At 67.5% G+C, this 22,473-nt stretch carries 25 protein-coding genes and 1 pseudogene; 13 read left to right on the top strand and 13 right to left on the bottom strand.

Annotation, left to right across the window (positions count from 1 at the left end; genetic code table 11):
• The 3 genes from V5A53_RS04115 to V5A53_RS04105 form a co-directional block, all read left to right on the top strand.
• Window positions 1-420, top strand: a 420-nt coding sequence (locus tag V5A53_RS04115; RefSeq protein ID WP_332312309.1) for a helix-turn-helix domain-containing protein, incomplete at its 5' end; no start/stop codon positions are given.
• Window positions 421-524: 104 nt separating this feature from the next.
• The gene (locus V5A53_RS04110) at window positions 525-1,292 is read left to right on the top strand and encodes a hypothetical protein (RefSeq protein WP_332312308.1); all 768 of its coding nucleotides are present in this window, start codon (window positions 525-527) and stop codon (window positions 1,290-1,292) included.
• Window positions 1,293-1,416: 124 nt separating this feature from the next.
• Window positions 1,417-1,881, top strand: coding sequence for a universal stress protein (locus tag V5A53_RS04105; RefSeq protein WP_332312307.1), 465 nt, complete (start codon window positions 1,417-1,419; stop codon window positions 1,879-1,881).
• 67 nt (window positions 1,882-1,948) lie between these two features.
• Here V5A53_RS04105 and V5A53_RS04100 read toward each other — a convergent pair whose 3' ends face one another.
• Entirely contained in the window at window positions 1,949-2,371 is a 423-nt protein-coding gene (locus V5A53_RS04100; RefSeq protein WP_332312306.1) for a CBS domain-containing protein, read from the bottom strand.
• A 130-nt stretch (window positions 2,372-2,501) separates the two neighbouring features.
• Between V5A53_RS04100 and V5A53_RS04095 the strand changes: the two genes are divergently transcribed.
• Complete coding sequence (locus V5A53_RS04095) at window positions 2,502-3,380, top strand: universal stress protein (protein WP_332312305.1); 879 nt, start codon at window positions 2,502-2,504, stop codon at window positions 3,378-3,380.
• Between the two features lie 35 nt (window positions 3,381-3,415).
• On the opposite strand, the gene V5A53_RS04090 is transcribed toward V5A53_RS04095, so the two are convergent.
• Genes V5A53_RS04090 through V5A53_RS04080 form a run of 3 tightly spaced genes read right to left on the bottom strand, consistent with a single transcriptional unit; the run spans window position 3,416 to window position 6,728 of the window.
• Window positions 3,416-5,731, bottom strand: coding sequence for a heavy metal translocating P-type ATPase (locus V5A53_RS04090; protein ID WP_332312304.1), 2,316 nt, complete (start codon window positions 5,729-5,731; stop codon window positions 3,416-3,418).
• Complete coding sequence (locus tag V5A53_RS04085) at window positions 5,721-6,521, bottom strand: sulfite exporter TauE/SafE family protein (protein WP_332312303.1); 801 nt, start codon at window positions 6,519-6,521, stop codon at window positions 5,721-5,723. The genes V5A53_RS04090 and V5A53_RS04085 overlap by 11 nt, the downstream gene beginning before the upstream one ends.
• 6 nt (window positions 6,522-6,527) lie before the next feature.
• Window positions 6,528-6,728 carry a cytochrome-ba3 oxidase subunit gene (locus V5A53_RS04080; protein ID WP_332312302.1) on the bottom strand — a complete coding sequence of 67 codons (201 nt, stop codon included), beginning with the start codon at window positions 6,726-6,728 and terminating at the stop codon, window positions 6,528-6,530.
• Between the two features lie 101 nt (window positions 6,729-6,829).
• On the opposite strand from V5A53_RS04080, the gene V5A53_RS04075 reads away from it, so the two are divergent.
• The 5 genes and pseudogenes from V5A53_RS04075 to V5A53_RS04055 all read left to right on the top strand — a co-directional run bounded on the left by V5A53_RS04075 (window position 6,830) and on the right by V5A53_RS04055 (window position 10,096).
• Window positions 6,830-6,985: a cytochrome oxidase gene (locus tag V5A53_RS04075; RefSeq protein ID WP_332312301.1), complete on the top strand. Its 156-nt coding sequence runs from the start codon at window positions 6,830-6,832 to the stop codon at window positions 6,983-6,985.
• Window positions 6,982-7,467 (top strand): annotated as a pseudogene (locus V5A53_RS04070) (cytochrome c oxidase subunit II); the annotation flags it as partial. The gene V5A53_RS04075 and the pseudogene V5A53_RS04070, both read left to right, overlap by 4 nt.
• 11 nt (window positions 7,468-7,478) lie before the next feature.
• Window positions 7,479-9,203, top strand: coding sequence for a b(o/a)3-type cytochrome-c oxidase subunit 1 (locus V5A53_RS04065; protein WP_332312298.1), 1,725 nt, complete (start codon window positions 7,479-7,481; stop codon window positions 9,201-9,203).
• On the top strand, window positions 9,200-9,418 hold the full coding sequence (locus V5A53_RS04060) for a hypothetical protein (RefSeq protein ID WP_332312297.1): 219 nt from the start codon (window positions 9,200-9,202) through the stop codon (window positions 9,416-9,418). The genes V5A53_RS04065 and V5A53_RS04060 overlap by 4 nt, the downstream gene beginning before the upstream one ends.
• Window positions 9,419-9,421: 3 nt before the next feature.
• Complete coding sequence (locus V5A53_RS04055; protein WP_332312296.1) at window positions 9,422-10,096, top strand: DUF7546 family protein; 675 nt, start codon at window positions 9,422-9,424, stop codon at window positions 10,094-10,096.
• Window positions 10,097-10,220: 124 nt separating this feature from the next.
• On the opposite strand, the gene V5A53_RS04050 is transcribed toward V5A53_RS04055, so the two are convergent.
• Window positions 10,221-10,490, bottom strand: a complete 270-nt coding sequence (locus V5A53_RS04050; RefSeq protein WP_332312295.1) for a hypothetical protein — start codon at window positions 10,488-10,490, stop codon at window positions 10,221-10,223.
• A 154-nt stretch (window positions 10,491-10,644) separates the two neighbouring features.
• On the opposite strand from V5A53_RS04050, the gene rtcA reads away from it, so the two are divergent.
• A complete protein-coding gene (gene rtcA / locus V5A53_RS04045; RefSeq protein ID WP_332312294.1) occupies window positions 10,645-11,643 on the top strand; it encodes an RNA 3'-terminal phosphate cyclase in 999 nt (332 codons plus the stop codon).
• 291 nt (window positions 11,644-11,934) lie between these two features.
• Window positions 11,935-14,181, top strand: a complete 2,247-nt coding sequence (locus tag V5A53_RS04040; RefSeq protein ID WP_332312293.1) for an NADP-dependent malic enzyme — start codon at window positions 11,935-11,937, stop codon at window positions 14,179-14,181.
• A gap of 20 nt (window positions 14,182-14,201) precedes the next feature.
• Here the strand turns inward: V5A53_RS04040 and V5A53_RS04035 are convergent, their stop codons facing one another.
• Window positions 14,202-14,351, bottom strand: coding sequence for a hypothetical protein (locus tag V5A53_RS04035; RefSeq protein WP_332312292.1), 150 nt, complete (start codon window positions 14,349-14,351; stop codon window positions 14,202-14,204).
• 89 nt (window positions 14,352-14,440) lie between these two features.
• On the opposite strand from V5A53_RS04035, the gene V5A53_RS04030 reads away from it, so the two are divergent.
• Entirely contained in the window at window positions 14,441-14,974 is a 534-nt protein-coding gene (locus tag V5A53_RS04030; protein ID WP_332312291.1) for a diadenylate cyclase, read from the top strand.
• Between the two features lie 19 nt (window positions 14,975-14,993).
• Here the strand turns inward: V5A53_RS04030 and V5A53_RS04025 are convergent, their stop codons facing one another.
• Entirely contained in the window at window positions 14,994-15,404 is a 411-nt protein-coding gene (locus V5A53_RS04025) for a universal stress protein (RefSeq protein WP_332312290.1), read from the bottom strand.
• Window positions 15,405-15,491: 87 nt separating this feature from the next.
• Here V5A53_RS04025 and yjjX point away from each other — a divergent pair, with 87 nt between their 5' ends.
• Window positions 15,492-16,016 (top strand): inosine/xanthosine triphosphatase, encoded by a 525-nt coding sequence (yjjX, locus tag V5A53_RS04020; RefSeq protein WP_332312289.1) that lies wholly within the window; start codon window positions 15,492-15,494, stop codon window positions 16,014-16,016.
• Window positions 16,017-16,036: 20 nt separating this feature from the next.
• Here yjjX and V5A53_RS04015 read toward each other — a convergent pair whose 3' ends face one another.
• The 6 genes from V5A53_RS04015 to V5A53_RS03990 all read right to left on the bottom strand — a co-directional run bounded on the left by V5A53_RS04015 (window position 16,037) and on the right by V5A53_RS03990 (window position 22,286).
• Window positions 16,037-17,158 (bottom strand): branched-chain amino acid ABC transporter permease, encoded by a 1,122-nt coding sequence (locus V5A53_RS04015; protein ID WP_442928672.1) that lies wholly within the window; start codon window positions 17,156-17,158, stop codon window positions 16,037-16,039.
• 211 nt (window positions 17,159-17,369) lie between these two features.
• Entirely contained in the window at window positions 17,370-18,362 is a 993-nt protein-coding gene (locus V5A53_RS04010; protein ID WP_332312288.1) for a branched-chain amino acid ABC transporter permease, read from the bottom strand.
• Window positions 18,359-19,057 (bottom strand): ABC transporter ATP-binding protein, encoded by a 699-nt coding sequence (locus V5A53_RS04005; RefSeq protein WP_332312287.1) that lies wholly within the window; start codon window positions 19,055-19,057, stop codon window positions 18,359-18,361. The genes V5A53_RS04010 and V5A53_RS04005 overlap by 4 nt, the downstream gene beginning before the upstream one ends.
• Window positions 19,054-19,830, bottom strand: coding sequence for an ABC transporter ATP-binding protein (locus V5A53_RS04000; RefSeq protein ID WP_332312285.1), 777 nt, complete (start codon window positions 19,828-19,830; stop codon window positions 19,054-19,056). Before V5A53_RS04000 ends, V5A53_RS04005 begins: the two co-directional genes overlap by 4 nt.
• Before the next feature lie 3 nt (window positions 19,831-19,833).
• Window positions 19,834-21,252 carry an ABC transporter substrate-binding protein gene (locus tag V5A53_RS03995; protein ID WP_332312284.1) on the bottom strand — a complete coding sequence of 473 codons (1,419 nt, stop codon included), beginning with the start codon at window positions 21,250-21,252 and terminating at the stop codon, window positions 19,834-19,836.
• A gap of 80 nt (window positions 21,253-21,332) precedes the next feature.
• Window positions 21,333-22,286: an alpha/beta hydrolase gene (locus V5A53_RS03990; RefSeq protein WP_332312283.1), complete on the bottom strand. Its 954-nt coding sequence runs from the start codon at window positions 22,284-22,286 to the stop codon at window positions 21,333-21,335.
• Window positions 22,287-22,473 lie beyond the last annotated feature (187 nt).

Raw genomic sequence — 22,473 nt, 5'->3', positions numbered from 1 at the left:
CGGCACACGCCGGTGGCCGACGCCTGCCCGTGTCTCGTCTTCGAGCGACACGACTGTATCTCCGACATCGAGTCCGCCAGCGACGGTCGGTTGCGGTTCTCGCTCGTCGTCCCGGACCGCGAGACGCTCCGTTCGATAATCGGGGACCTCAGGGAGGCGGGGACTTCGGTCGCCGTCGAACGGATCCGACAGGAAGGCGACGGGGGCCAGTTGGGCGGCAGCACGCTGACGGGGAAACAGCGGGAGGCGCTCGCACTCGCCGTCGAGTTGGGATACTACGACCAGCCGCGGGGCGCGACGCTGGACGACCTCGCGGAGCGACTCGGCATCTCCCGGTCGGGCGTCTCCCAGCGGCTGAACGCGGTCGAGCGCAAACTGGTCCGCGAGCGGGCCACCGAGGTCGCGTGCCCGGGTGACTGACCGTCGGGCTATCATCCCCCCCGATGCCGTCGGTCCTTCTGTTCTCTCCCGCGGGCCGGGATTAGCCTGTGATATTATATAAATCGCCGACGCACATCGAGTCAATGAGTCCGCACACGCTGCTTTTGGCAACCGGCGACCCGGCCGCGACGGTGACGGCTGCGAACCTGCTCGCGTACGCCTCTATCGCCGTCGCGGCGGCGGTTCTGGCCGGCTATCTGGTCGGCTACGTCCAGTACGTCCTCGCGGCCGAGACCGTCGAATGGTGGTACATCGCCGTCGCCGCCGGCGCCGCGGTGCTGTACGGCGTCTCCGGTGCCGCGACCATCGTCGCCGACGCGTCGTGGCTTGCGGTGTTCAACGACGGCGCAGTCCTGTTCTTCATCCTGTTCCTGGCGCTGGGCCTCCGGGCGCTGTATCACGCCGAGCGCTCGCCGGACGAACGGACCCGTGCCATCCCCGTCTGGGTCGATTACCTGGTCGTCGCCGTCTTCATCGCCGCGTGGTGGCTCGGCTTCCTCGTCGAGGCCGACTGGACCCGGCTGGTCGTCGCCGTCGGCTGGCTGCTGGCCTCGGCGTGGGCCGTCTTCTACGGCGTCCAGACCGTTCGGGTCCACGAGGGCACGACCCTTGCGGCCATCACACGCCACCTCCTGCCGGCGGTCGTCTGCGTCGTCGGTATCGTCCTCGTGGACCTCGGGTCGCCGCTGGTCGGCGCCACCGACGCCCACGTCGCCGCCGTCTGGCTCGTCGGTACCGTCCTCGCGGCCGCGTTCCTCTTCAACACGGCCGTCGCCATCCGACAGGAAGGCGGCCAGCTCCAGCGGATGTACGACTGGACGACGTGGCGCCAGCAGTCCCTCGACGAATAGGCCAGCGGGCTATCGGAATTTGGACAGCGAGTTCCCACTGGCTCCCGGGTTTCGGAATGGCCCATCCCTCATTTATACGATGCGTACGAAGTACCCTGTAGGAACCAGACCTGTCCTCGCTATCATGTACGACCACATCCTCTTTCCGACCGACGGCAGCGCTGGCGCCGAGGCGGCGCTCGACCACGCGATAGAACAGGCCCGAGCCCACGGAGCGAGGCTCCACGTCCTCTACGTCATCGAGGAGAACGTGCAGGTCATGGCGGCCAGTGAGTCGGACCTGCTCGCCGAACTCGAAGCGGAGGGCGAACGCATCGTCGAGGAGGCCCGCGACCGGGCGACCGAAGCCGGCATCGAAGCCGTCGAAACGGCCGTCAAGGGCGGGTCGCCCCACCGCGTTATCCGGGGGTACGCCGAGGATCACGACGTCGACGTCATCGTCATGGGCACCCACGGTCGCAGCGGACTGGACCGCCTGCTGCTCGGCAGCGTCGCGGAGCGAACCGTACGCACCGCTGACATCCCGGTGTTGACGGTGCGGGCACGCGAGGCGAACGCTGACGGCGACGACGGCGAAAACGGGAACTAGAACGCCGCGGCGGCTCCGTTCCCGTATTCGGACGCGGTCCCCACCCCTGTAACGGTCCTCGCGCCTCTTAATACGGCGGCCGCTGGGCCTCGATGATCGCGCCGAGATGCTGCTGTTCCTCGGCGAGCAGTTCGGTCAGGTCGTCGGCGGTGATGATGCCGACGAGCGTGTCGTCGGCGTCGGTGACGGGAAGCCGACGAATCCCGTTGTCGGCCATCGTCTCGGTGGCCTCGTAGAACCCCGTTTCTGGGTCGGCCGTTTCGAGGTCCTCCGACATCACGTCGCTCGCGGTCAGCGCGTCCGGGTCGCGCCCTTCGCCCAGCACGCGGATGGCCAGATCACGGTCGGTGACGATACCGACCGGCTGTTCTCCTTCGGTAATGACGACGCTTCCGACGCTCTCGTCGTCCATCGTCGTGGCGAGGTCGGCGACCGACGTATCCGGGTCGGCGGTGACGACCTCGCTTCGTACGAGGTCTTGAATGGGCATTGGTCTCACCCATCCGAATATACTCCGTTCAGGAACATACGTGTGTGGGTGTCTCTCACAGAGGGGGATTCCGCGGCTGATTTTTATGCGAGGGCGTGGTACCTATTGGCACCGTTCTGGTGATCCACTGATGACAGACATACTCGTCCCGATGGACGGCAATCCGCCGTCGAAGGCCGCTCTCGAATACGCACTGACCGAATTCCCCGAGGCCGACGTGACGGTGCTGCACGTCATCGGGGTCGTCGATACCGCCGGGGAGGCCGAGCGGGCCTCCGGCGACCGGCGCGCGCAACTCGAACGCGCACAGGCCGACGCCGAGGACCTCTTCGAGGAGGTCGACCGCCGCGCGGCCGAGGCCGGCGTCGAGGTCACGACGGAGACGGCCTTCGGCCCGCCCTCCCGGACCATCCCGGAGTTCGCGGAGGACTTCGACCGGCTCGTCATGGGCGAACACGGACAGTCCGGCGCGCGACAGATACTGCTCGGTAGCGTCGCCGAGACGGTCGTCAGTCGGTCGCCCATCCCCGTGACGGTCGTCCGCGGCGACGGCCACGAGGAGCCGGACCGCCAGATCCTCGTGCCCGTCGACGGGTCGCCGCTTTCCCGGGAGGCGCTCGAATACGCGTGTTCCGAACACGACCCCGAGTCGGTGACGGTACTGCACGTCATCGACCCGTCGGAACCGGCCTACGGCGCGCTCGAAGAGGTCGACGTTCGAGAGGAACCCCTCCATGGCTCCGAGGAGTGGTACGAGCGGGCCGAGACGGCGGCCGAAGAACTGGTGGCCGACGTCCGCGAGGAGGTATCGGCGGGCGACGTCGACGTCGAGACCGCCGTCGAAACCGGCGACCCCCCGCAGGTCATCGCCGACCGCGCAGCGGCCGGCGGTTTCGACCACGTCGTCATGGGCAGCCACGGTCGAGAGGGGCTGGACCGCCTGCTGCTCGGTAGCGTCGCCGAGACGGTCGTCCATCGGTCGCCGGTCACCGTGACCGTCGTCCGGTAGGCTGCTGCCCGCCCCGTTTTCGACACAGCAGCACGTCAGCGCAGCGACCGCGAGGAGTTGAGCACGACGAGCAGGCTGCTCGATGCCATCGCGGCGGCGGCGAAAAGCGGGTTGAGCAGGCCGGCGACCGCCAGCGGAATCGCGACGGCGTTGTAGCCGAACGCCCACGCGAGATTGGTCCGGATGCGGCGGTTCGTCGCCGACGCGATATCGAAGGTCGCCGGCACCGACCGGAGGTCGTCGTCGACGACGATGGCGTCGGCGGCCTCGGTCGCCAGTCGGGTGCCGCCGGCGAGCGCGATACCGACGTCGGCTTCCGCCAGCGCGGGCGCGTCGTTGCTGCCGTCGCCGACCATCGCCACCGTCCCGTCGGCCCGGAGTCGTCTGACGGTCTCGGCTTTCGCCGCCGGCTTGACGCCCGCGAACACCCGGTCGACCGCGGGGTCCTCGCGGAGGCGGTCGGCGGCCGAGCCCTCGTCGCCGGTCAACACGACCACCTCCCGGTCGGCGAACGTTTCGGCGACCTCGGCCCACTCGGGCCGCGTCTCGTCGCCGACGGCGACGACGCCCTCGGCGCGGCCGGCCTGCCCGACGAGGACGGGGACCGCGCCCTCCGTTCGGATCTCGTCGGCCCGGTCGGCGAGGTCGTCGGGAACCGCCCACTTGCGGGCCTCGAACAGCGATGGGTGGCCGACGAGAACCGTTTCGCCGTCGACGGTCCCCGAGACGCCGCGGTCGTGTTCCTCGATATCGGTGGCTTCCGGCGGGTCCTCGACGGCATCGACGATGGCCGTCGCGACCGGATGCGCCGAGAAGCGTTCGAGCGCCGCCGCCCGCGCCAGCAGTGATTCCTCATCGGTCGGTGCCGCGACGTCCAGTACCGTCATCGCCCCCGTCGTCAGCGTCCCCGTCTTGTCGAAGACGACGGTGTCGGCCTCGGGGGCGGCCTCGAACAGGGCCGGCGTGGCGACGACGACGTTCGCCTCGGCGGCGGTTCGCGTCCCGGCGGCGACCGCCAGCGGCGTCGCCAGCCCCAGCGCGCAGGGACAGGAGACGATGAGGACGGTCAGCCCCGTCAACAGCGCGGCGGTCGGCGTCGCCCCACTCGCGAGCAACCACGCGGTCGTGACGCCAGCGACGAGGACGACCAGCGGGACGAAGACCGTCGCCAGTCGGTCGGCCAACCGCTGGGCGCCGGGGCGGGCGCTTTGAATCCCCCACAGCAACTCGACGATGCGGTCGAGCGTGCTGGTCACCTCCTCGCCGGCGCGGACGACAAGCGGCGCGTCGGTGACGACGGTGCCGCCCCGGACCTCGTCGCCCGGCCGCTTGCTTCGGGGCAGCGATTCGCCGGTCACCAGCGCCTCGTCGACCGCGGCGGACCCCTCGACGACGGTTCCGTCGACGGGAATCCGGTCGCCGGGTCTGACCAGTAGTTGGTCGCCGGGGCCGACCGCCGAGACGTCGACCCGCTCGCCGCTGGGGTGGCGGACCGCTTCGGCGACCTGTTGTTGGGTCAACTCCGAGAGCAGGTCGCTGGCCCGCCGCTTGATGCGGGATTCGTACTGGGTGCCTGCCGTCACGACGAGGACGACAGCGATGGTCACGTCGAAGTAGAGCTCCGAGCGGCCCAGAAGCATCGCCAGCGTGCTGTAGGTGTAGGCGCCGACGGCGGCCAGCGACACCAGCAGGTCGGTGTTCGGCCGCCACGACCGGAGGCTGACGTAGGCGCCGCGCAGTATGGGAAAGCCCGTATAGAAGAGGACGACCGAGGTGAACGCCCAGATGTTGGCGGCGATGTAGGTGAAGTCGAGGCCGCCGAAGTCGACGACCGGTTGGTAGCCGAAGTAGGTCGGATAGAGGAAGAGGATATACCACAGCATCGCCATCATGCCGAAGAAGCCGCCGCCGATGAGGAACCGAACCACATCACTGCCATCGTCTTCGACCGTCTCCTCGGGGTCGTGGGCCTCGTAGCCGTAGCCCGACAGCCGGTCGGGCAGGGCGTCGCTGTCGACGGCTTCGGGGTCGTAGACGACCCGTGCCAGTTCGCTCGCGTAACTGGCCTCGACGGCGTCGACGCCCTCGACGTCGCGGGCCAGCGACTCGACGAACACCTCACAGGTCGAGCAGTGCATCCCATCGACGGCGAGGAATTCTTGCTCGCGGCCCTCGGGGACGGATTCGGCACCGATGTCCGGCCCCGCTTCGTTCTCCTCGAGGGCCGCTTCGGCCTCGTCGCCGAGGCGGCGCTGGACTTCGAGACAGCCGCGACAGCAGAAATCGCCGTCGACGTCGTCGGCCGTCACGGGCGGGTCGGGGTTCGGTAGGTCACAGAGGCTACAGGACATGGGTGAACTCGTTGATGGGTCGGTAGGGTAGCGATGGGTGCGGCAGATGGATGCCGAACAGCATCAGGCCGTGGGCCAACAGGACGTAGCCCAGCAAGACGAACGCCGCGCCGAGGGCCCGGTGGAGGCGGCGCCGTCGCGTCGCGTCGACGGCGTCCAGCACCGTCCCGTACAGCAACAGCGTCGGGATGGTGCCGACTCCGAGGACGAAAAGCGACAGGCCGCCCCGGAGCGGGTCGCCGACCGCGAAGGCGTACAGATATGCCGGGTAGATGATGGGGCAGGGAAAGAGGCCATGCAGCGCCCCGAGGCCGACAATGCCGGGGCCGGCCGCCAGCCGGTCGACGCGGTCGGTCGCGGCGGCGACGACCCGCCCCAGCGGCGCGCCGTCGGGGACGAACCGATGCAGGTCGGCGGCGCCGCCGAGCAGATACGAGACGCCGACGGCGACGACGAGCAGGCCGACGAGGACGCCGACGCCGCCCCGGAGGCCGTCGCCGACGCCCTCGATGGTCGCCGCCGACTCGAAGACGACCCCGCCGAGCAGGCCGGCGAGGGCGCCGATGACGGCGTAGCTGGTCGCGCGACCGACGTTGAAAAGCGTGTGCTGGCGGACTGCCCGCGGGGTGAGTTGGCCGGCGCGCCGCCCGCCGTCAGCGGCCGTCGCGTCGATGCGCTCGGCGTACAGCGTCACGAGCGGTCCGCACATCCCGAGACAGTGGGCGCCGGCGAGCAGGCCGACGAGGCCGAATACGGCGAGGTCGGCCCCGACGGCGCTGTCGAGTACCATCGAGCGTTAGCCGGCCGTGCCGTGCCCGTTCCCGCCGTGTCCTTGGCCCGAAACCGGCGAGAAGGCGATGTAGAGGCTCCCGAAGATGAGGCAGACGTTCACGAGGGCGATACCGACAAGCGGCTCGCCACGAGCGAACGCGAAGGTGGCGACCGGAACGAGGGCGAGAAGCGCGGCGATCGTCCCCCGACGCGGTGTCAGTTCCATGCCCGAAAGATGACTGCCGGTGGTTGAAAACTCTATCCCCGCGTCCCGACGGCTGGGACGTGGGAAGTATTTTATCGTATCTCGGTCAAACACGACTGCATATGTCGACAGACACCGAACGAGAAATCGGCCACGAGGAGTTTAATCCGGTGGGGACGGCCGTCCTCATCGCGATTTACTTTCTCATCCTGGTGGGAATGTGGATCTTCACCTACTTCATCGAGTTCCTCGGGCGTGGCCCGACGGTGATAGGATGAACGTCCACACTTACGAGAAGATCTGGCTCGTGGCGGCGATCGTGCTAATCGTCGGCTTCATCGGGACCGTGACCTACGGCGCGGTCGGCGCCGGCGTCGCGATGGTCGACAACGAAGGTGGGACCATCGACGCCACCGCGGTCGGCGAGGACGAACGCTTCGCGGAGCCGAGGGTCGAGCAGGTCGGTGAAAACGAGTACGAGGCCTACGTCATCTCCCAGCAGTTCATCTTCCGCCCGAACCCCATCGAGGTGCCGGCAAACAGCACCGTCACGTTCTACATCACGTCGATAGACGTGATTCACGGCTTCGAGGTCGTCGGCACCAACGTCAACACGATGGCCATCCCGGGGCAAGTCGCGGAGATAACCGTTGAGTTCGACGAACCTGGCGAGTACGGCATCATCTGCCACGAGTACTGTGGCGAGGGCCATCACGACATGGAAGGCAAACTCATCGTCCATCCCGAAGACGAATACGAAGGAGGTAACGAATGAGCGATCAAGAAGCACTGACCGGCGAACGGCTGTTCGTCGACCGATTCCCTGAGGAGGCTCGCATCGTCCGGGCGGCGCTGTGGAGTTCCTTCGTCGCGCTCGGAATCGGCGCTCTCGGCGGCCTGATCCAGGCGCTCCACCGGACGAACTACTTCCGATTCATCGACTCGGCGGACTACTACACCGTCCTGACGCTTCACGGCGTGTTGCTCGTCATCTCCTTTACCATCTTCTTCCTCGTCGGGGTGTTCACGTGGGCGATGGTCAGAAGCCTCGACCGACCGGTCGACGATATCCGGTTCACGTGGACCTGGTATCTGTTGATGGCCGCTGGAACGGCGATGGCAGGCATCGCCATCCTCGCCGGCTTCGTCGACTCGATACCGATGAGCGCTGACGTCCTCTTTACGTTCTACGCGCCGTTGCAGGCCCACCCGCTGTTCTACGCCGGCCTTGCGGTCTTCATCATCGGGACGTGGCTGGCCGGCTTCGACTGGTTCCGGATGTGGTGGCAGTGGCGTGACGAGAACGAAGGCGAACGGATTCCCCTGCAAGCGTTCATGGTACTGACCTCGATGCTGATGTGGTATATCGCCACCCTCGGGGTCGCCACCGAGGTCGTCGTCTTCCTGCTGCCGTGGTCGCTCGGGCTCATCGAGCAGGTGAACCCGCTTCTGACGCGGACGCTGTTCTGGTTCTTCGGCCACCCGGTCGTCTACTTCTGGCTGATGCCGGCGTATCTGCTCTGGTACACCGTCCTGCCGAAACTCTCCGGCGGCCGCCTGTTCAGCGACCCACTGGCGCGGGTCGTCTTCGTGCTGTTCCTCCTGCTGTCGACGCCGGTCGGCATCCACCACCAGTACGTCGACCCCGGTATCGCGGAGGGCTTCAAGTTCATCGCGATGACGAACACGATGTTCCTGCTGTTGCCGAGTCTGCTGACGGCCTTCACCGTCGTCGCGAGCGTCGAACACGGCGCCCGCCAGCGTGGCGGCGAGGGGTACCTCTCGTGGCTCGGCGTGCTCCCGTGGCGTGACCCGGCCTTCACCGGCATGGCGCTGGCCGGCCTGATGTTCGCCGCCGGTGGCTTCTCCGGCATGGTCAACGCAGGGATGAACATCAACTATCTCATCCACAACACGCTGTGGGTGCCCGGCCACTTCCACCTCACCGTCGGGACGGCCGTCGCGCTGACGTTCATGGCGTCGACCTACTGGCTGCTGCCGCAGTTGACCCGGCGGGCGGTCTACAGCCGGCGTATCGGGCTGTTCCAGGTCGTGCTGTGGTTCGTCGGCATGACGTTGATGTCGAACGCGATGCACCGCGGCGGCCTCATCGGTATCCCGCGACGGACCGCCGAACCGCAGTACTCCGGCTTCGCCTTCGACGCCGGCTTCAGTACGGTCGGCGAACTCCGCTTCCAGATCGCTATCGGCGGGACGCTGTTGTTCATCTCGGTGGTGCTGTTCCTCGGGAACGTCATCGTCTCGCTGCTGGAACCGCCGATGGAGGAGGCCTTCGACGGGACGCTGCCGCCCGCGCTGTCCGGCCCCGAGGACTCCCCCGAGGTGCTCGACAACCTCGCGCTGTGGACGGGCATTGCGGTCCTGCTGGTCGTCCTCGCGTACATCCTGCCCATCGGTGCCATCATCTCCGAGGGCGGGCTGTTCGGCCCCGGCACCGGGACCTATCCGGCGTGGATAATCGAGGTGATTTCGTGAGCCGCCGCATCACCCGTGGCGGGCTACTCGTCATCCTCGCGTTCCTCGTGCCCGTCGTCGTCGAGTTGCGGACGATAGCCGGGTTCCTCGGGTTCGATCTCTCGCCGATCCAGTACCTCGCGGTCGCGGCGGCGCTCGTCCTCGTCGTCCTCGGTGGTGTCGGCTTCTGGAACCTCCGGGTCGGCAACGAGGAGGCGAACGCCGAGGGGATCTGACCGATGGCGACCTCGCAGGGCATCGACCGGTCGGCCATCCCGGAACTGCCGGTCGAGCGGTCGACGGCCGTCAGCGCGGTCGGTGTACTGCTCGTCGTCGAACTGGTGGCTGTGTTCGCCTACCTCCGGATTACCGGGACGGGCGTCCTCGAACCCCGGTATACGCTGTACCCGTTCGTGTGGATCAACGTCGGCGCGTGGGTCCTCCTCCGGCGGCCGACGATTCCGGCGGACCGCCGTCGACGGCTCGCGGCCGGCGCGGTCGCCGCCGTGTACTTCCTCGTGTTGGCGGTCGCGGGCGGCCTCGTTGGCCCGGGTGGCATGGAGATGCCGGCCCGTATCGTGTGGCTCTCGCCCGGCTGGGGGCCGACGCTGCTGTACACCAACGGCCTGGTCGACCTCGCGGTTCTCCCGTTCGAGGTCGTCGGCTACGCCACCCTCGCCGTGCTGGTGTACACGGTCGTCCTCGCCGGCGCCCGAAGCGCGGTGGCCGGCCTGCTCGGCCTTGCCACCTGCGTCAGTTGTGTATGGCCGTTCGGCGCGGCCCTGCTGGCGGCCCTCGGCGGCGTCGGCTCGCCGCTGGCGACCGCCGTTCCCGGCGTCGCCTACGACCTCTCGACGGCGCTGTTCCTCGTCACCGTCGGGGTTCTCTACTGGGCGGCGCGACGGTCCGCATAGCGGCCGCCGTCGGTTTATCGTTCCGAAAAACGAGGTTCCGATTCTCTTTATAAATACTCCTTATGGGGGCGTCGAACGTCTTAAAAAACCGATGACGGCGTTATCGCGAAAACTGACGACGGCGCTATCGCGAACGGTTCGGCGCGACGCGGCGGCTGACCATCGAGGCGGCGACGAGGGTCAGCACGGCGAGCGCACCGAACACGAGGGTACTCACGGCTAACCCGGAGGCCGAACCCGGAATCACTCCGGCGAGGGCCGGCCACAGGCTCGCTAGCCCCACGAGGACGAGCGCGACGGCGAGACCGGTCACGACGAGCGCGACGGCCGGCATCACGCGCTCGGGGCGTACTGGCGGATCGTCAGCGAGTCGGCGGTCGAATGGTTGACTCATGATAGAAGCTAGGCGCTGAACGGCCCTAAATAAGGGACCTGTGTCCCAACGCGTGAGAATCGCGTCCAAGAGGGCTCGAACGCGGCGATTCCCGAATCCTCGGTCGTGGGCGCCCGTCGGAAGCTTTGTTGCCGTCGGCGCCGGCCGTTTTCGTATGCACGAAATCGACGGCGCGGCGGGCGGCGGCCAGATCGTCCGGACCGCGGTGACGCTGTCGGCGCTCTCGGGGGAGGGCGTCCGGATCGAGAACATCCGCGGTGACCGCCCGAACGAGGGACTCCGCCCCCAGCATCTCGCGGCCGTTGAGGCCGGCGCGGCGCTGTGTGACGCGACGGTCGAGGGCGACGAACGCGAAGCCGAGACCCTCGAGTTCGACCCCGGCGACGTGGAGGCGGACGACGTGACCGTCGACGTCGGCACCGCCGGCAGCGTCTCGCTCGTGGCCGATACCGTCCTCCCGCTGGCGACGGCGCTGGACGCCGAGGCGTCGGTGACGATAACCGGCGGCACCGACGTCGCGTGGTCGCCGCCGCTGGATTACCTGCGGTACGTGAAATCACCCCTCCTTCTCGGCGCCGGCCTCGATATCGACCTCTCGGTCGGGTCCCGCGGCTTCTATCCGGTCGGCGGCGGCGAGATCGAACTGACACTTCGGCCCTCGGAACTGGAACCGATCGCGCTGACAGAACGCGGCGCGCTCCGGCGGGTCGAGGTCTATTCGGTGGCCACCGAGGAACTCGAAGACCCGGCAGTCGCCGGTCGGCAGGCCGCGGCCGCCGCGGAGGCGTTGCCCGACGTGCCGACGCCGACGGACGTCTCCTACGTCGAGGCCGAGTCGACGGGGTCGGCGCTCGTGTTGGCGGCCGTCTACGAGGGTGGTCGTGCGGGCTTTACCGCCCTCGGAGAGGCCGGCAAACCCTCCGAGGAAGTCGCCGCCGATGCCGTCGCGGGCTTCCAGGAGTTCCACGACGGCGCGGGTGCGGTCGACCGGCATCTCGCCGACCAGTTGATGATCCCGCTGGCGCTGGCCGGCGGCGAGGTACTTGCGCCCGAACACACCGACCACGTCGAGACGAACCGTGCCGTCATCGAGACGTTCGGCTACGAACTGACCGTCGACGACCGGGGCAAGGCCGTTCTCATCTCCGGGTAACCGGTCCGTTCGATGTCTTAAATGGCATGAGATACCATGCCGAGGACCTAACACGTAGCCCGACAATATCGAACCGCAGTCAGCGCACTGGCCGTGTTCTGTCTGCACCGACTGGCACCCATACCCGAGTCGATTCCACTGGCACCCTGAGTCGGCTTGGATGGATCTAAACCTCCCGTCCCTCTTTCCCTCCTCCCCCCTTCCCGTCCCCTCCTTTCGTCGCCTCCGTAGAACACCGTCTCCCGTGGCCACAATAGTTGCGTGTTTGTATCGGGCCGCTCAATGGCCGGCATGGGACTGGACGAGGACGCACTCGAATACCACCGCGCGGACCCGCCCGGTAAACTCGAGATCTCGACGACCAAGCCGACGAACACCCAGCGCGACCTCTCGCTGGCGTATTCGCCCGGCGTCGCCGCACCGTGTCGCGCCATCGACGAGAACCCAGCCGAAGCCTACACCTACACGACGAAGGGCAACATGGTCGGCGTCGTCTCCAACGGCACCGCCGTACTCGGTCTCGGCGATATCGGCGCACAGGCCTCCAAGCCCGTGATGGAGGGCAAAGGCGTCCTGTTCAAGCGGTTCGCTGACATCGACGTCTTCGACATCGAGTTGGACGAGAACGACCCCGCGAAGTTCGCCGATTCGGTCGCCCGGATGGAACCGACCTTCGGGGGCATCAACCTGGAGGACATCAAGGCGCCCGAATGCATCGAGATCGAGGAGTACCTCCGCGAGCAGATGGACATCCCGGTCTTCCACGACGACCAGCACGGGACGGCCATCATCTCGGGTGCGGCACTCCTGAACGCCTGCGAGATCGCGGGCAAGGACCTCGAAGAGATCGAGGTCACCTTCGCGGGTGCCGGCGCGGCCGCCACCGCCACCGCCCGCTTCTACGACTCGCTGGGCGTCAAGAAGGACAACATCACGATGTGCGACATCGACGGCATCATCACCGAGGAACGCGCCGCCAACGAGGACCCCCACGAGTACGTGGCACCCTTCGCGGCCGACGTGCCGGAAGGCGACCTTGCGGACGCGATGGCGGGCGCTGACGTCTTCGTCGGCCTCTCGGTCGGCGGTATCGTCGACGAGGACATGGTACGGTCGATGGCCGAGGACCCGATCATCTTCGCGATGGCCAACCCGGAACCGGAGATCGGCTACGAACGGACGAAGGCAGCACGGGACGACACCGTCATCATGGCGACCGGCCGGTCGGATTACCCGAATCAGGTCAACAACGTCCTCGGGTTCCCGTTCATCTTCCGTGGGGCACTGGACGTCCGGGCCACGGAGATCAACGAGGCGATGAAGGTCGCCGCCGCCGAGGCGCTGGCTGACCTCGCCAAGCGCGACGTGCCGGACGCCGTAGTCAAGGCCTACGGCGACCAGCCGTTGCAGTTCGGCCCCGAGTACATCATCCCGAAGCCGCTGGACCCGCGTGTCCTCTTCGAGCTGTCGGGCGCGGTCGCCGAGGCGGCGATGGAGACCGGCGTCGCCCGCGAGGAACTGGACCTCGAAGAGTACCGCGAGGAACTGGAGGCCCGCCTCGGCAAGTCCCGCGAGATGATGCGGGTCGTCCTCAACAAGGCAAAGAGCGACCCCAAGCGACTCGTGCTGGCGGAGGGCGACGACCCCAAGATGATCCGGGCGGCCTACCAGCTGGTCGAACAGGACATCGCCAATCCGGTCCTCATCGGCGACAAACGCGCCATCTGGGAGCAGGCGGCGGATCTGGGTCTCGACTTCGACCCGGAGATCGTCGACCCGACGACCGACGAACTCGACCCCTACGCCGACCGCCTCTACGAGTTGCGCCAGCGCAACGGTGTCACCCGCCGGGAGGCAGGGGGGCTGGTCCACGACGGCAACTACCTCGCCAGCGTGATGGTCGAGATGGGCGACGCCGACGCGATGCTGACGGGCCTGACGAACCACTACCCGACCGCCCTCCGGCCGCCGCTGCAGGTCGTCGGCACCGCCGACGATTCCGAGTACGCGGCGGGCGTCTACATGCTCACCTTCAGGAACCGCGTCGTCTTCGTCGCCGACGCTACGGTCAATCAGGCGCCCGACGCCGACGTCCTCGAAGAGGTCGCGACCCACACCGCAGACCTCGCCCGCCAGTTCAACGTCGACCCACGGGTCGCGCTACTGTCCTACTCTGACTTCGGGACGGTCGACAACGAGGGTACGCGCAAGCCCCGCGAGGCCGCCCGTCGCCTCCGCGAGAATCCCGACGTCGACTTCCCGGTCGACGGTGAGATGCAGGCCGACACCGCCGTCGTCGAGGAGATGCTGACCGGCGATTACGATTTCTCGGAGTTGCAGGAACCCGCGAACGTGCTCGTCTTTCCGAACCTCGAAGCGGGCAACATCGCGTACAAGCTGCTGCAGCGACTGGGCGGGGCGGAGGCTATCGGCCCGATGCTCGTGGGGATGGACAAGCCGGTCCACGTCCTCCAGCGAGGCGACGAGGTGAAGGACATCGTGAACCTGGCGAGCGTGGCTGTGGTGGACGCCCAGTAGTACCGGTCGCTCGCGGCCCGTCAGACCACCAGGTCGAACAACGCGTCGCCGAAGAAGATGAGCGCGAGTCCGGCGAGGACGAGGGCGAGCACCCAGAACAGGGTGACCAGCCCCACCCGCCGGAACACCTCCTCGTCGTTCGAATCGCGGGAGTCCGAATTCGTGACCATAGGTACCGCTTGACACCCACCGTAGTTAACCTTGGCGTGTCGCTGCCTCGGGGCGAACCACTATACGCCGTGGCTGCTCAGTACACCCCATGAGCGGGTCGCTGGATCTCGCGTACCAGTCACACGACCGGGTCGGCCGGCTGCAGGCGGTCGTCCGGTACTGTCTGGAAGGGATAGCAGTGGGGTTCGGGAAATGGGAGGATACGGCGGGCGCACCGGGGGCGTATCTCGCGGTCGTCTCCGGGTCGTCGGTCGCGGACTTCGCGGACCCGATGGGTGACAACTACTGGCCGGAGACGGGTCGCGAGCCACTTGAGGGGTTCGACGCCTTCTACGAGGCGCTTCGAACGGTCGCCTACGACTGTGATGGCGCGGCGGTCGTCAGTGTCGACGGCATTATCAACGAGCAGTTGGTCCGGTTTCGGAGCCCGCGGGACGTGGAGGTCGAGTACGAACCGTGGATGGGGGCCCGCCACATGAGCGCCCTCGACGTCTCGACCCGCGACGACGTCGTGGCGACGCTGACGCTCAGCGAGGAGACGGGGCGGGTGACGGTCTTCCAGAACGGCACCTTCGAGAGCACGCCACCGGAGCGGTTCGGCGAGCGCTGGCGGGGTAAATAAAAGACCACAACGATCCGTATCAGGCCTCGCGTACGATCGTCACCGAACAGGGCGCACGACGCGTCACTGCTTCGGCGACGCTCCCCAGCAACACCCGCGACAGGCCCGACCGGCCGGTACTTCCCATAACGACGTGGTCGATATCGTTCTCCTCGGCGTATCGCAGGATCGTCTTTGCGGCGTTGCCCTCGATCACTTCCGTTTCGATCTCCCGGCCGTGGTCGGAAGCGAGACGCTCGGCGTCGTCGATGATCTCCTCGCAGTCCTCGACTGCGAGTTCGTAGGCGGACATCGTTTCGTGGTGCTGGAATTCGGTCACCTGAAGAACGTGGAGGACGTGTATCTCCGCTTCGGGAAACAGGTCGAACGCCTTGCGTAGCGCGGCCTCGGACCGCGAGGAACCATCCAGGGGGACCAGTACGGATCGCATACGTTAACATATGGCACAGCGAAATAAAACGGTTCGTGTACCCCGACTTTCGGAACGCCCTTGACGGCCCCGCGGCTACCGCCGCGCATGTCCGTCGGCGTCGGCAGCGGCAATCCGGTCAAGCGACGAGCGGTCGAATCGGTTCTCGACGCGAGCGACGCGTTCGACGACGCGACCGTCGAGGCGGTGCCGGTCGCCTCCGGCGTGAGCGAACAGCCGGTCGGCCACGCCGAGACGGTCCGGGGCGCCGAGACCCGCGCGGCGAACGTGCTGGGAGCCGGCGCCTTCGACCTCGCGGTCGGCATCGAGGGTGGCGTCGCCCGCTTCGAGGGGTCTGACGGGCTCTTTCTCGTCATGTGGGCCGCCGTCGACGACGGCGAGACGGTCGGCCACGGGTCGGGCCCGAGCCTCCGACTGCCAGACGAGATCGCCGAACGGGTCGATGCCGGCGCGGAACTCGGGCCGGTGATGGACGACGTGTTGGGCGAATCGAACGTGGCGAAACGGCAGGGGGCGGCTGGCGCGCTGACGGCCGGGAACCTCGACCGGCAGTCGGCGCTCGCCGCCGCGGTTTCGGGTGCGCTGGGACCGTTCGTCACCGACCATTATTGAAAAGGAAAACGAGAGAGCCGCTATCGGCGATAGCGGTCGAGGCGCTCGGGGAGTTTCTCGGCGACGGTGCCGCCGAGGCGGTCTCTGAGCGCGCCGAGGATGCCTCGCGGCATGAATAGAACGAAGGCGATGAAGATGAGGCCGAGATAGAGGTCGGCGCGGCCGTCGACGAAGACGTTGATGAACTCGACGACGGTGACGTCGCCGACGCCGGCCGTCAGGACATCCTCCGGGAGCGCGTCTCGGAGGAACCGGGCCAGGCCGTGGGATTCCGTCGAGAGGATGCCCTGGATGAACTCGTGGAAGAGGTGGCCGTAGAGCGCGCCGGCGAGGGTGCCGAACCCACCGATGATGGCCGCCAGCAGGGCGTCGGCGGTCACGAACAGGTCGAAGGTGTTCTCGGGGGCGACCGACCGCCGGTAGCCGGCAAACAGCGCGCCGGCGACGCCAGCGAAGAAGCCACTGATGCCGAAGGCGCCGAGTTTGTACCAGAAGGTGTTGTAGCCGACGGCCTTCGCTCGCTCCTCGTTTTCGCGGATGGCGACCATCACCCGGCCGAACGGCGAGTGGATGATTCGCTGCATCGCGAAGTACGACAGCAGGACGACGGCGCCGATGGCGTAGTAGGACACCTCGACGGTTCCGAGTTCGATGCCGGTCCCGAGGACGTTCTCGAAGCTATCGCCGGTCAGGCGGCCGAGTCGGAACTGCAGGGCGTCGATGCCGGGAATCCCGACCGCGAAGCCGTCCCGGCCGACGACGCCGACGCCGTCCCGGGGGTTCGAGCCGACGTAGTCCCAGTTGCGGATGAAGACGTGGGAGACCTCCGCGAAGCCCAGCGTCACCATCGCGAAGTAGACGCCGGTCAGTCGGAAGGAGACGGCACCGACGGCGAGCGCGATGAGCAGCGCCAGCAACGCTCCGACGACCAGCATGAGCATGAAGGGCGTCTCGGCCGGGAGGCCGGGTATCTTCCCGGTGCCGGCCAGCGCGACGAAGTAGGCGCCGATGCCGTAGAACATCGCGTGGCCGAAGGAGAGATAGCCGGTGTAGCCGCTGATGAAGTCGAAACTCATCGCGAAGAGGCCGACGTAGAGGACGACGACCATCGTCCGGGTTCGGGGCAGGAAGACGTCGAACAACGCCCCGAGTTGGACGCCGCCGACGGTGAGGCCGATGCCGGTCAGGCCGGCGTAGATGAAGGGATAGACGGCCAGGGCGGCGACGACGGCGACGTGGGCCGTGTGGCTCCGGAGATAGCGGCGGAGCGTCTCGGCGGTCGTCGTCTCCTCGACGACCGTTTCGCCGCTGCCGCCTCCGGCCTCGTCAGCGTCAGCCGCGGGGGCAGGGTCGCTAATGGCCCCCCACCTCCGCGATGCCGAACAGTCCCTTCGGACGCGCGATGAGCACGACGACGAGCACGAGGAACAACACCAGCTCCGGCAGGCCCGGGAAGTCGATGTAGTTGATAAAGAGCCACGTCATCAGCGCGTCGACGAAGCCGACCAGCAGGCCGGCGACGACGGTTCCCTTGAAGGAGCCGAGGCCGCCGATGATGACGACGATAAAGGAGATGAGCAGCGTCTCGACGCCCAGCGGGACGCTCGCGCCGAAGCGCGGGTCCCACATGAGTAGGACGCCGGCGACGCCGGCGAGGCCGACGCCGACGCCGAAGACGACGGTGAATGCCCGCCGGATGTCGATGCCGAGCGCCTGCGTCATCTCGGGGTCCTCGCTACCGGCGCGGATGTAGAGGCCGTACCGGGTCCGGGTCAGGAACAGGAAGATGGAGACGACGACCAGCAGCCCGACCAGCATCTCGAAGAAGAGCAGGCCGCGCGTGCTCGCGCCGAGGATGCCGTACCGGTTCGCGAGGAAATCCGGCGCGGTCCCGATGGCGTCCTGCCACTCGGTCTGGGGTCGGAGGCCACCCAACTCGACGACGATACGCGCGGCTTCGTCGAGCACCAACACGAGCCCGAAGGTGAGCAGGATCTGGAACAGCGGTTCGCGGTCGTAGATCGGCCGGATGAGCGTCAGCTCGATGGCAGCGCCGAAGCCGGTCAGAACCGCGAAGACGGCGGCGACGGCGACGAAGAACAACAGTAGGCGCGCGATGTCGCCGGTGCCCGCCGAGACGAGGCCGACCATCACGGCACCACCGAGGTAAGCGCCCAGCATCGTCAGCGAGCCGTGGGCGAAGTTGAGCACGCCCATCAGCCCGAAGATGAGGCTGAGGCCGCTGGCGATGACGATGTAGAGGGCGGCCTTCGACAGCGCGTCGAGGGTGATGCCGACGGGCGCGAAAAGCGGCAGGCCGTCGGCGAGAAGCGAAAGGGCCGTCATGCGCTGAGGTACCTCCGAATCCGCTCATCGTCCCGCGAGATGTCCTCGGTCGAGCCGGACTCGACGACCTGCCCGTGGTCGAGCAGGTAGAAGCGGTCGGCCAGGTCCATCGCCAGCGGGAAGTTCTGTTCGACCAGCAGGATGGTCGCGTCCTCGGCGACCCGCGAGAGCGCGTCGGCGACCTGCTGGACGATCTGCGGCGCCAGCCCCTCGCTGGGTTCGTCCACCAGCAGGAGGTCGTTGTTCCCGACCAGCCCGCGGGCGATGGCGACCATCTGCTGTTGGCCGCCGGAGAGGTCGCCGGCCTCGCGGCCGCGGTGGTCGTCGAGTTCCGGGAACGCGCCGTAGGCCGTCTCGAAGGCCGCCTGGACGTCCTCGTCGGGCGGCGTCGCGATGCGGATGTTCTCGTCGACGGTCAGATGGGAGAACATCCGGCGTTCCTCGGGCACCCAGCCGACGCCCTTCCGGGCGACGTCGTGGGTCTGCCAGCCCGTCACGTCCTCGCCGCGGAGGGTGACTGTCCCCTCACGGGGCGGCGTCAACTGGAGGATCGACCGGAGCGTCGTCGTCTTGCCGACGCCGTTGCGCCCGATGAGGGCGACGGTCTCGCCGGCCTCGACCTCCAGCGAGACGCCCTGCAGGATGTGACTCTCGCCGTAGTAGCTGTGGATGTCATCGACTTCGAGCAGGCTCACGCGTGTTCACCTCCGGTGGTGTTGGCCTCGTAGCCGCCGAGGTAGGCCTCCTGGACGCGTTCGCTGTTGCGGATCGCCATCGGGTCGTCGTCGGCGATGAGCGAGCCCTGATGGAGGACGGCGATGCGGTCGCTGACCTCCATGACGACGTCCATGTTGTGTTCGACGAGCAGGACGGCGTGGTCGGCGGCGATGTCGTCGACGAGGTCGGTGAGTTCGTCGATGCCGTCGCTGGAGACGCCCGCGGTCGGTTCGTCCAGCAGGATGACGTCGGGGTCGCCGGCCAGGGCGATGGCGACCTCGAGGTTCCGTTTCTCACCGTGGCTGAGCGCCTCGGCGGGCCGGTCGGCCTTCTCGGCGAGGCCGACCCGGTCGAGGATGTCGTGGGCCTCCCGCTCGTATTCGGGGAAGGCCTCGACGTTGCGCCAGACGCGCCACGAATCCTCGCCCGCCGCCTGCGCGGCGATGCGGACGTTCTCCAGCACCGTCGACGTCTCGAAGACGTTCGTGATCTGGTAGGAGCGATGCAGCCCCGACAGCGCCGTCTCGTGAGGCGCGTAATCGGTGATATCGGCCCAGTCGTCGCCGTCGTGATACTCGACGGTGCCCTCGGTCGGTTCGAGAACGCCCGTCAGCAGGTTGAAAAACGTCGTCTTCCCGGCGCCGTTCGGCCCGATGAGCGAACAACACTCCTCTTCGAGCTCGAAGTCGACACCGTCGACGGCGACGAGGCCCCCGAACTGCTTCGTGAGGTTCCTCGTTCGCAGGACCATCGCTTACAGCGAACACCCCATGTCGGGGTGGTCTGCCGGCAACGTCGTCTCGTCGGCGGGGATGCGGGCGAGCGGTTCGCCCGGCATGATGGGCGCGTCCCAGTTGTCCTCGGTGTTCGGGACGGGGTAGGCGACGGTCATCTCCGAGCGCGCCTGATTGTTGTACTCCTGGAAGGTGTAGGCGTCGGCGCCTTTCGGCGTGTCGGCGACGGTCATCCCACGGAGCGCCGAGGCGATGTCGGCGCCGTCGGTCGACCCGCTCTCGTTGACTGCCTGCACGATGGAGGAGCCTGCGACGAAGGTCCCCGAGGAGAAGAGGTCGGGGACGATACCGTACGTCGAGGTGTAGGAATCGACGAAGGCGTCGTTGATGTCGTTGTCGTACTGGTTCCAGTGGTAGCGGGTGGTGAAGGGGCCGAGTTTGGCGTCCTTGATCTTCTCCGCGGTCAGCGGTTCGCCGAGCACGCGCTGGGCGACGCCGCCGATGGCGTTGGTCGAGATCTGAGTCGCGAAGCCGCCGAACATCCGGAGGCCGTAATCGCCGGAGAGGCCGGTATCGAGGAACTGCGGCAGGGTGACGACGGTGAAGCCGCCGACCACCGCGTCGGCGTTGGCGTCGACCGCGTTCTCGTAGAGCCCTTCGAACTCGTCGTGGCCGCGCGGGACGAACCGCTCGCCGACGATCTCGATGCCCTCGTCTTCGAGGACGTTCCGGTAGTTGCGGGCAACCGCACGGCCGAACGAGTAGTCGGCGGCCATGATGTAGACCCGCTCGACGTCCGTCTCCTGGGCGACGTACTTCCCGCCGGAGAGGGCGTCCATCGCCGTGTTCTCGCTGGCGCGGAACACGAGTTCGTTACACAGGTCGCTGTTGCTGGAGAGGCCGGCCGACGCCGCGGGCCCGGCCATGTAGGGGACGTTCGTCTGGAGGACGACCGACTCGATAACGCGCCGGGCGCCGTCCGAGGAGGCGACCCCGAACAGCATGTCGACCTCCTCGTCCTGTACGAGGTCGGTCGCGACCGTCTGGGCCTGGTCGGGACTGAACTGCGAGTCCTCGATGACCAACTCGTAGGTGACGTCGTCGCCCTCTATCGTCTGCGTTCCGGTCGTCGAGGTGTCGATGGGGTCGCTGTCGTGTTTGTAGGCCAGCCCCGAGAGGAACCCCCACAGCGACTGCTGGCCGTAGTACTGGACGTCGCCGGACAGCGGCTGCATGACGCCGATCTTGACGGTCCCGCTGGGACCGCCGTTGCTGGTACCGTTTCCGTTTCCGTTGCCGTTCCCGTTGCCATTGCCGTTTCCGTTACCATTCCCGTTCCCGTTGCCACCGTCGCCCGTACACCCAGCCAACGCCGAGACACCGAGCGTTCCCGCGGCCGTCGTCTTCAGCCATTGCCGCCGCGTCTGTTTCCGTGCCATGATAGAAGTATACACATATTATTCGCCAAAAGGTGGGAGGTTAACATATCAACTACACCGGTCTCGGGCGGGTCGAGCGGTCACTCGTGGCCGGGGGCGTCCGGCAGGCGGCTGGCGGCGTAGTCGAGGGCGTCTCGACCGTCGTCGATGTGTTCGTAGAGGCTCAAGAAGCCGTGGATCTGGCCCTCGTAGTTGCGGTGTTCGACGGGAACGCCCGCCTCGTCGAGCCGTTCGGCGTAGGCGGTCCCCTCGTCGACCAGCGGGTCGAACCCGGCGGTGATGACGGTCGCCGGCGGCACTCCCGAGAGGTCGCGGGCCCGCAGCGGGAAGGCGTAGGCATTGCCGACGTCGGCCGCGCCCGAGAGGTACTGGTCGAGATACCACTCGACGCTGTCCATCTCGAGGAAGTAGTCGGTCCCGTAGTCCTCGTAGGAGTCGAACCAGCGGACAGACGGCGGGTTGACGGACGGATAGATGAGCAACTGGTGGGCGAGGTCGGGGCCGTCGCGGTCGCGGGCGGCAAGCGCGACCGCGGCGCTGAGATTGCCGCCCGCGCTGTCGCCGCCGACGGCCACGCGGTCGGGGTCGCCCTGCAGGTCGGCGGCGTGGTCGGCGGCCCACGCCGTCGCGGCATAGCAGTCCTCGAGTCCCGCCGGGAAGGGGTGTTCCGGCGCCCGGCGGTAGCCGACCGAGACGACGACGCAGTCGGCCTCCTCGGTCAGCAGGCGACAGGGGCCGTCGTAGGCGTCCAGCGAGCCGCGGACCCAGCCGCCGCCGTGGAGGAAGACCAGCACGGGAAACGGCCCCTCGCCCTCGGGCGAGTAGATGCGGAGCGTGATCGGCCCGTTCGGCCCCTGTATCCCGAGTTCGGTGACTTCGCCGACGGGCTCGGGGTCGGCGACGGCAAAGAGGTCGTCGAGCAACTGCCGGCCGGTCGCCACCGACAGCGTCGAAGACGGCGGCGCGACGCCGGATTCGAGTTCCTCCAGCAGCGCCCGCGCCTGCTCGTCGAGGTCGGGATGGCGGTCGGTCATCGCTCCGCTCCGCGTGCGGTGAGTCGAGTGGTTCGCGGGCGGATACATCGGCGGTGATCGGGATCGGTTTGAGGTAGCATACCGCACTAGATGCAGTACCGGCATCAAAAAGGGGGGGTTGGAATATGAACGGGGTGGGTGGTTCGGAACCCACCCGATTCGCTATCGTGGCGGCGCCTTTTGAATA

The organism is Natronomonas sp., from assembly GCF_036625485.1.
Classification (GTDB): Archaea; Halobacteriota; Halobacteria; order Halobacteriales; family Haloarculaceae; genus Natronomonas.
Note: the sequence above shows the minus strand (reverse complement) of the source record. Positions and strands in the feature narration are given on the sequence as shown.

Coding starts and splice junctions, on each gene's coding strand:
- V5A53_RS04080 (WP_332312302.1), bottom strand. CDS start 6,728: ATGGAACTGACACCGCGTCGGGGGACGATCGCCGCGCTTCTCGCCCTC.
- V5A53_RS04110 (WP_332312308.1), top strand. CDS start 525: ATGAGTCCGCACACGCTGCTTTTGGCAACCGGCGACCCGGCCGCGACG.
- V5A53_RS04055 (WP_332312296.1), top strand. CDS start 9,422: ATGGCGACCTCGCAGGGCATCGACCGGTCGGCCATCCCGGAACTGCCG.
- V5A53_RS04050 (WP_332312295.1), bottom strand. CDS start 10,490: ATGAGTCAACCATTCGACCGCCGACTCGCTGACGATCCGCCAGTACGC.
- rtcA (WP_332312294.1), top strand. CDS start 10,645: ATGCACGAAATCGACGGCGCGGCGGGCGGCGGCCAGATCGTCCGGACC.
- V5A53_RS04085 (WP_332312303.1), bottom strand. CDS start 6,521: ATGGTACTCGACAGCGCCGTCGGGGCCGACCTCGCCGTATTCGGCCTC.
- V5A53_RS04010 (WP_332312288.1), bottom strand. CDS start 18,362: ATGACGGCCCTTTCGCTTCTCGCCGACGGCCTGCCGCTTTTCGCGCCC.
- V5A53_RS04040 (WP_332312293.1), top strand. CDS start 11,935: ATGGGACTGGACGAGGACGCACTCGAATACCACCGCGCGGACCCGCCC.
- V5A53_RS04095 (WP_332312305.1), top strand. CDS start 2,502: ATGACAGACATACTCGTCCCGATGGACGGCAATCCGCCGTCGAAGGCC.
- yjjX (WP_332312289.1), top strand. CDS start 15,492: ATGTCCGTCGGCGTCGGCAGCGGCAATCCGGTCAAGCGACGAGCGGTC.
- V5A53_RS04100 (WP_332312306.1), bottom strand. CDS start 2,371: ATGCCCATTCAAGACCTCGTACGAAGCGAGGTCGTCACCGCCGACCCG.
- V5A53_RS04105 (WP_332312307.1), top strand. CDS start 1,417: ATGTACGACCACATCCTCTTTCCGACCGACGGCAGCGCTGGCGCCGAG.
- V5A53_RS03990 (WP_332312283.1), bottom strand. CDS start 22,286: ATGACCGACCGCCATCCCGACCTCGACGAGCAGGCGCGGGCGCTGCTG.
- V5A53_RS04035 (WP_332312292.1), bottom strand. CDS start 14,351: ATGGTCACGAATTCGGACTCCCGCGATTCGAACGACGAGGAGGTGTTC.
- V5A53_RS04025 (WP_332312290.1), bottom strand. CDS start 15,404: ATGCGATCCGTACTGGTCCCCCTGGATGGTTCCTCGCGGTCCGAGGCC.
- V5A53_RS03995 (WP_332312284.1), bottom strand. CDS start 21,252: ATGGCACGGAAACAGACGCGGCGGCAATGGCTGAAGACGACGGCCGCG.
- V5A53_RS04030 (WP_332312291.1), top strand. CDS start 14,441: ATGAGCGGGTCGCTGGATCTCGCGTACCAGTCACACGACCGGGTCGGC.
- V5A53_RS04090 (WP_332312304.1), bottom strand. CDS start 5,731: ATGTCCTGTAGCCTCTGTGACCTACCGAACCCCGACCCGCCCGTGACG.
- V5A53_RS04000 (WP_332312285.1), bottom strand. CDS start 19,830: ATGGTCCTGCGAACGAGGAACCTCACGAAGCAGTTCGGGGGCCTCGTC.
- V5A53_RS04075 (WP_332312301.1), top strand. CDS start 6,830: ATGTCGACAGACACCGAACGAGAAATCGGCCACGAGGAGTTTAATCCG.
- V5A53_RS04065 (WP_332312298.1), top strand. CDS start 7,479: ATGAGCGATCAAGAAGCACTGACCGGCGAACGGCTGTTCGTCGACCGA.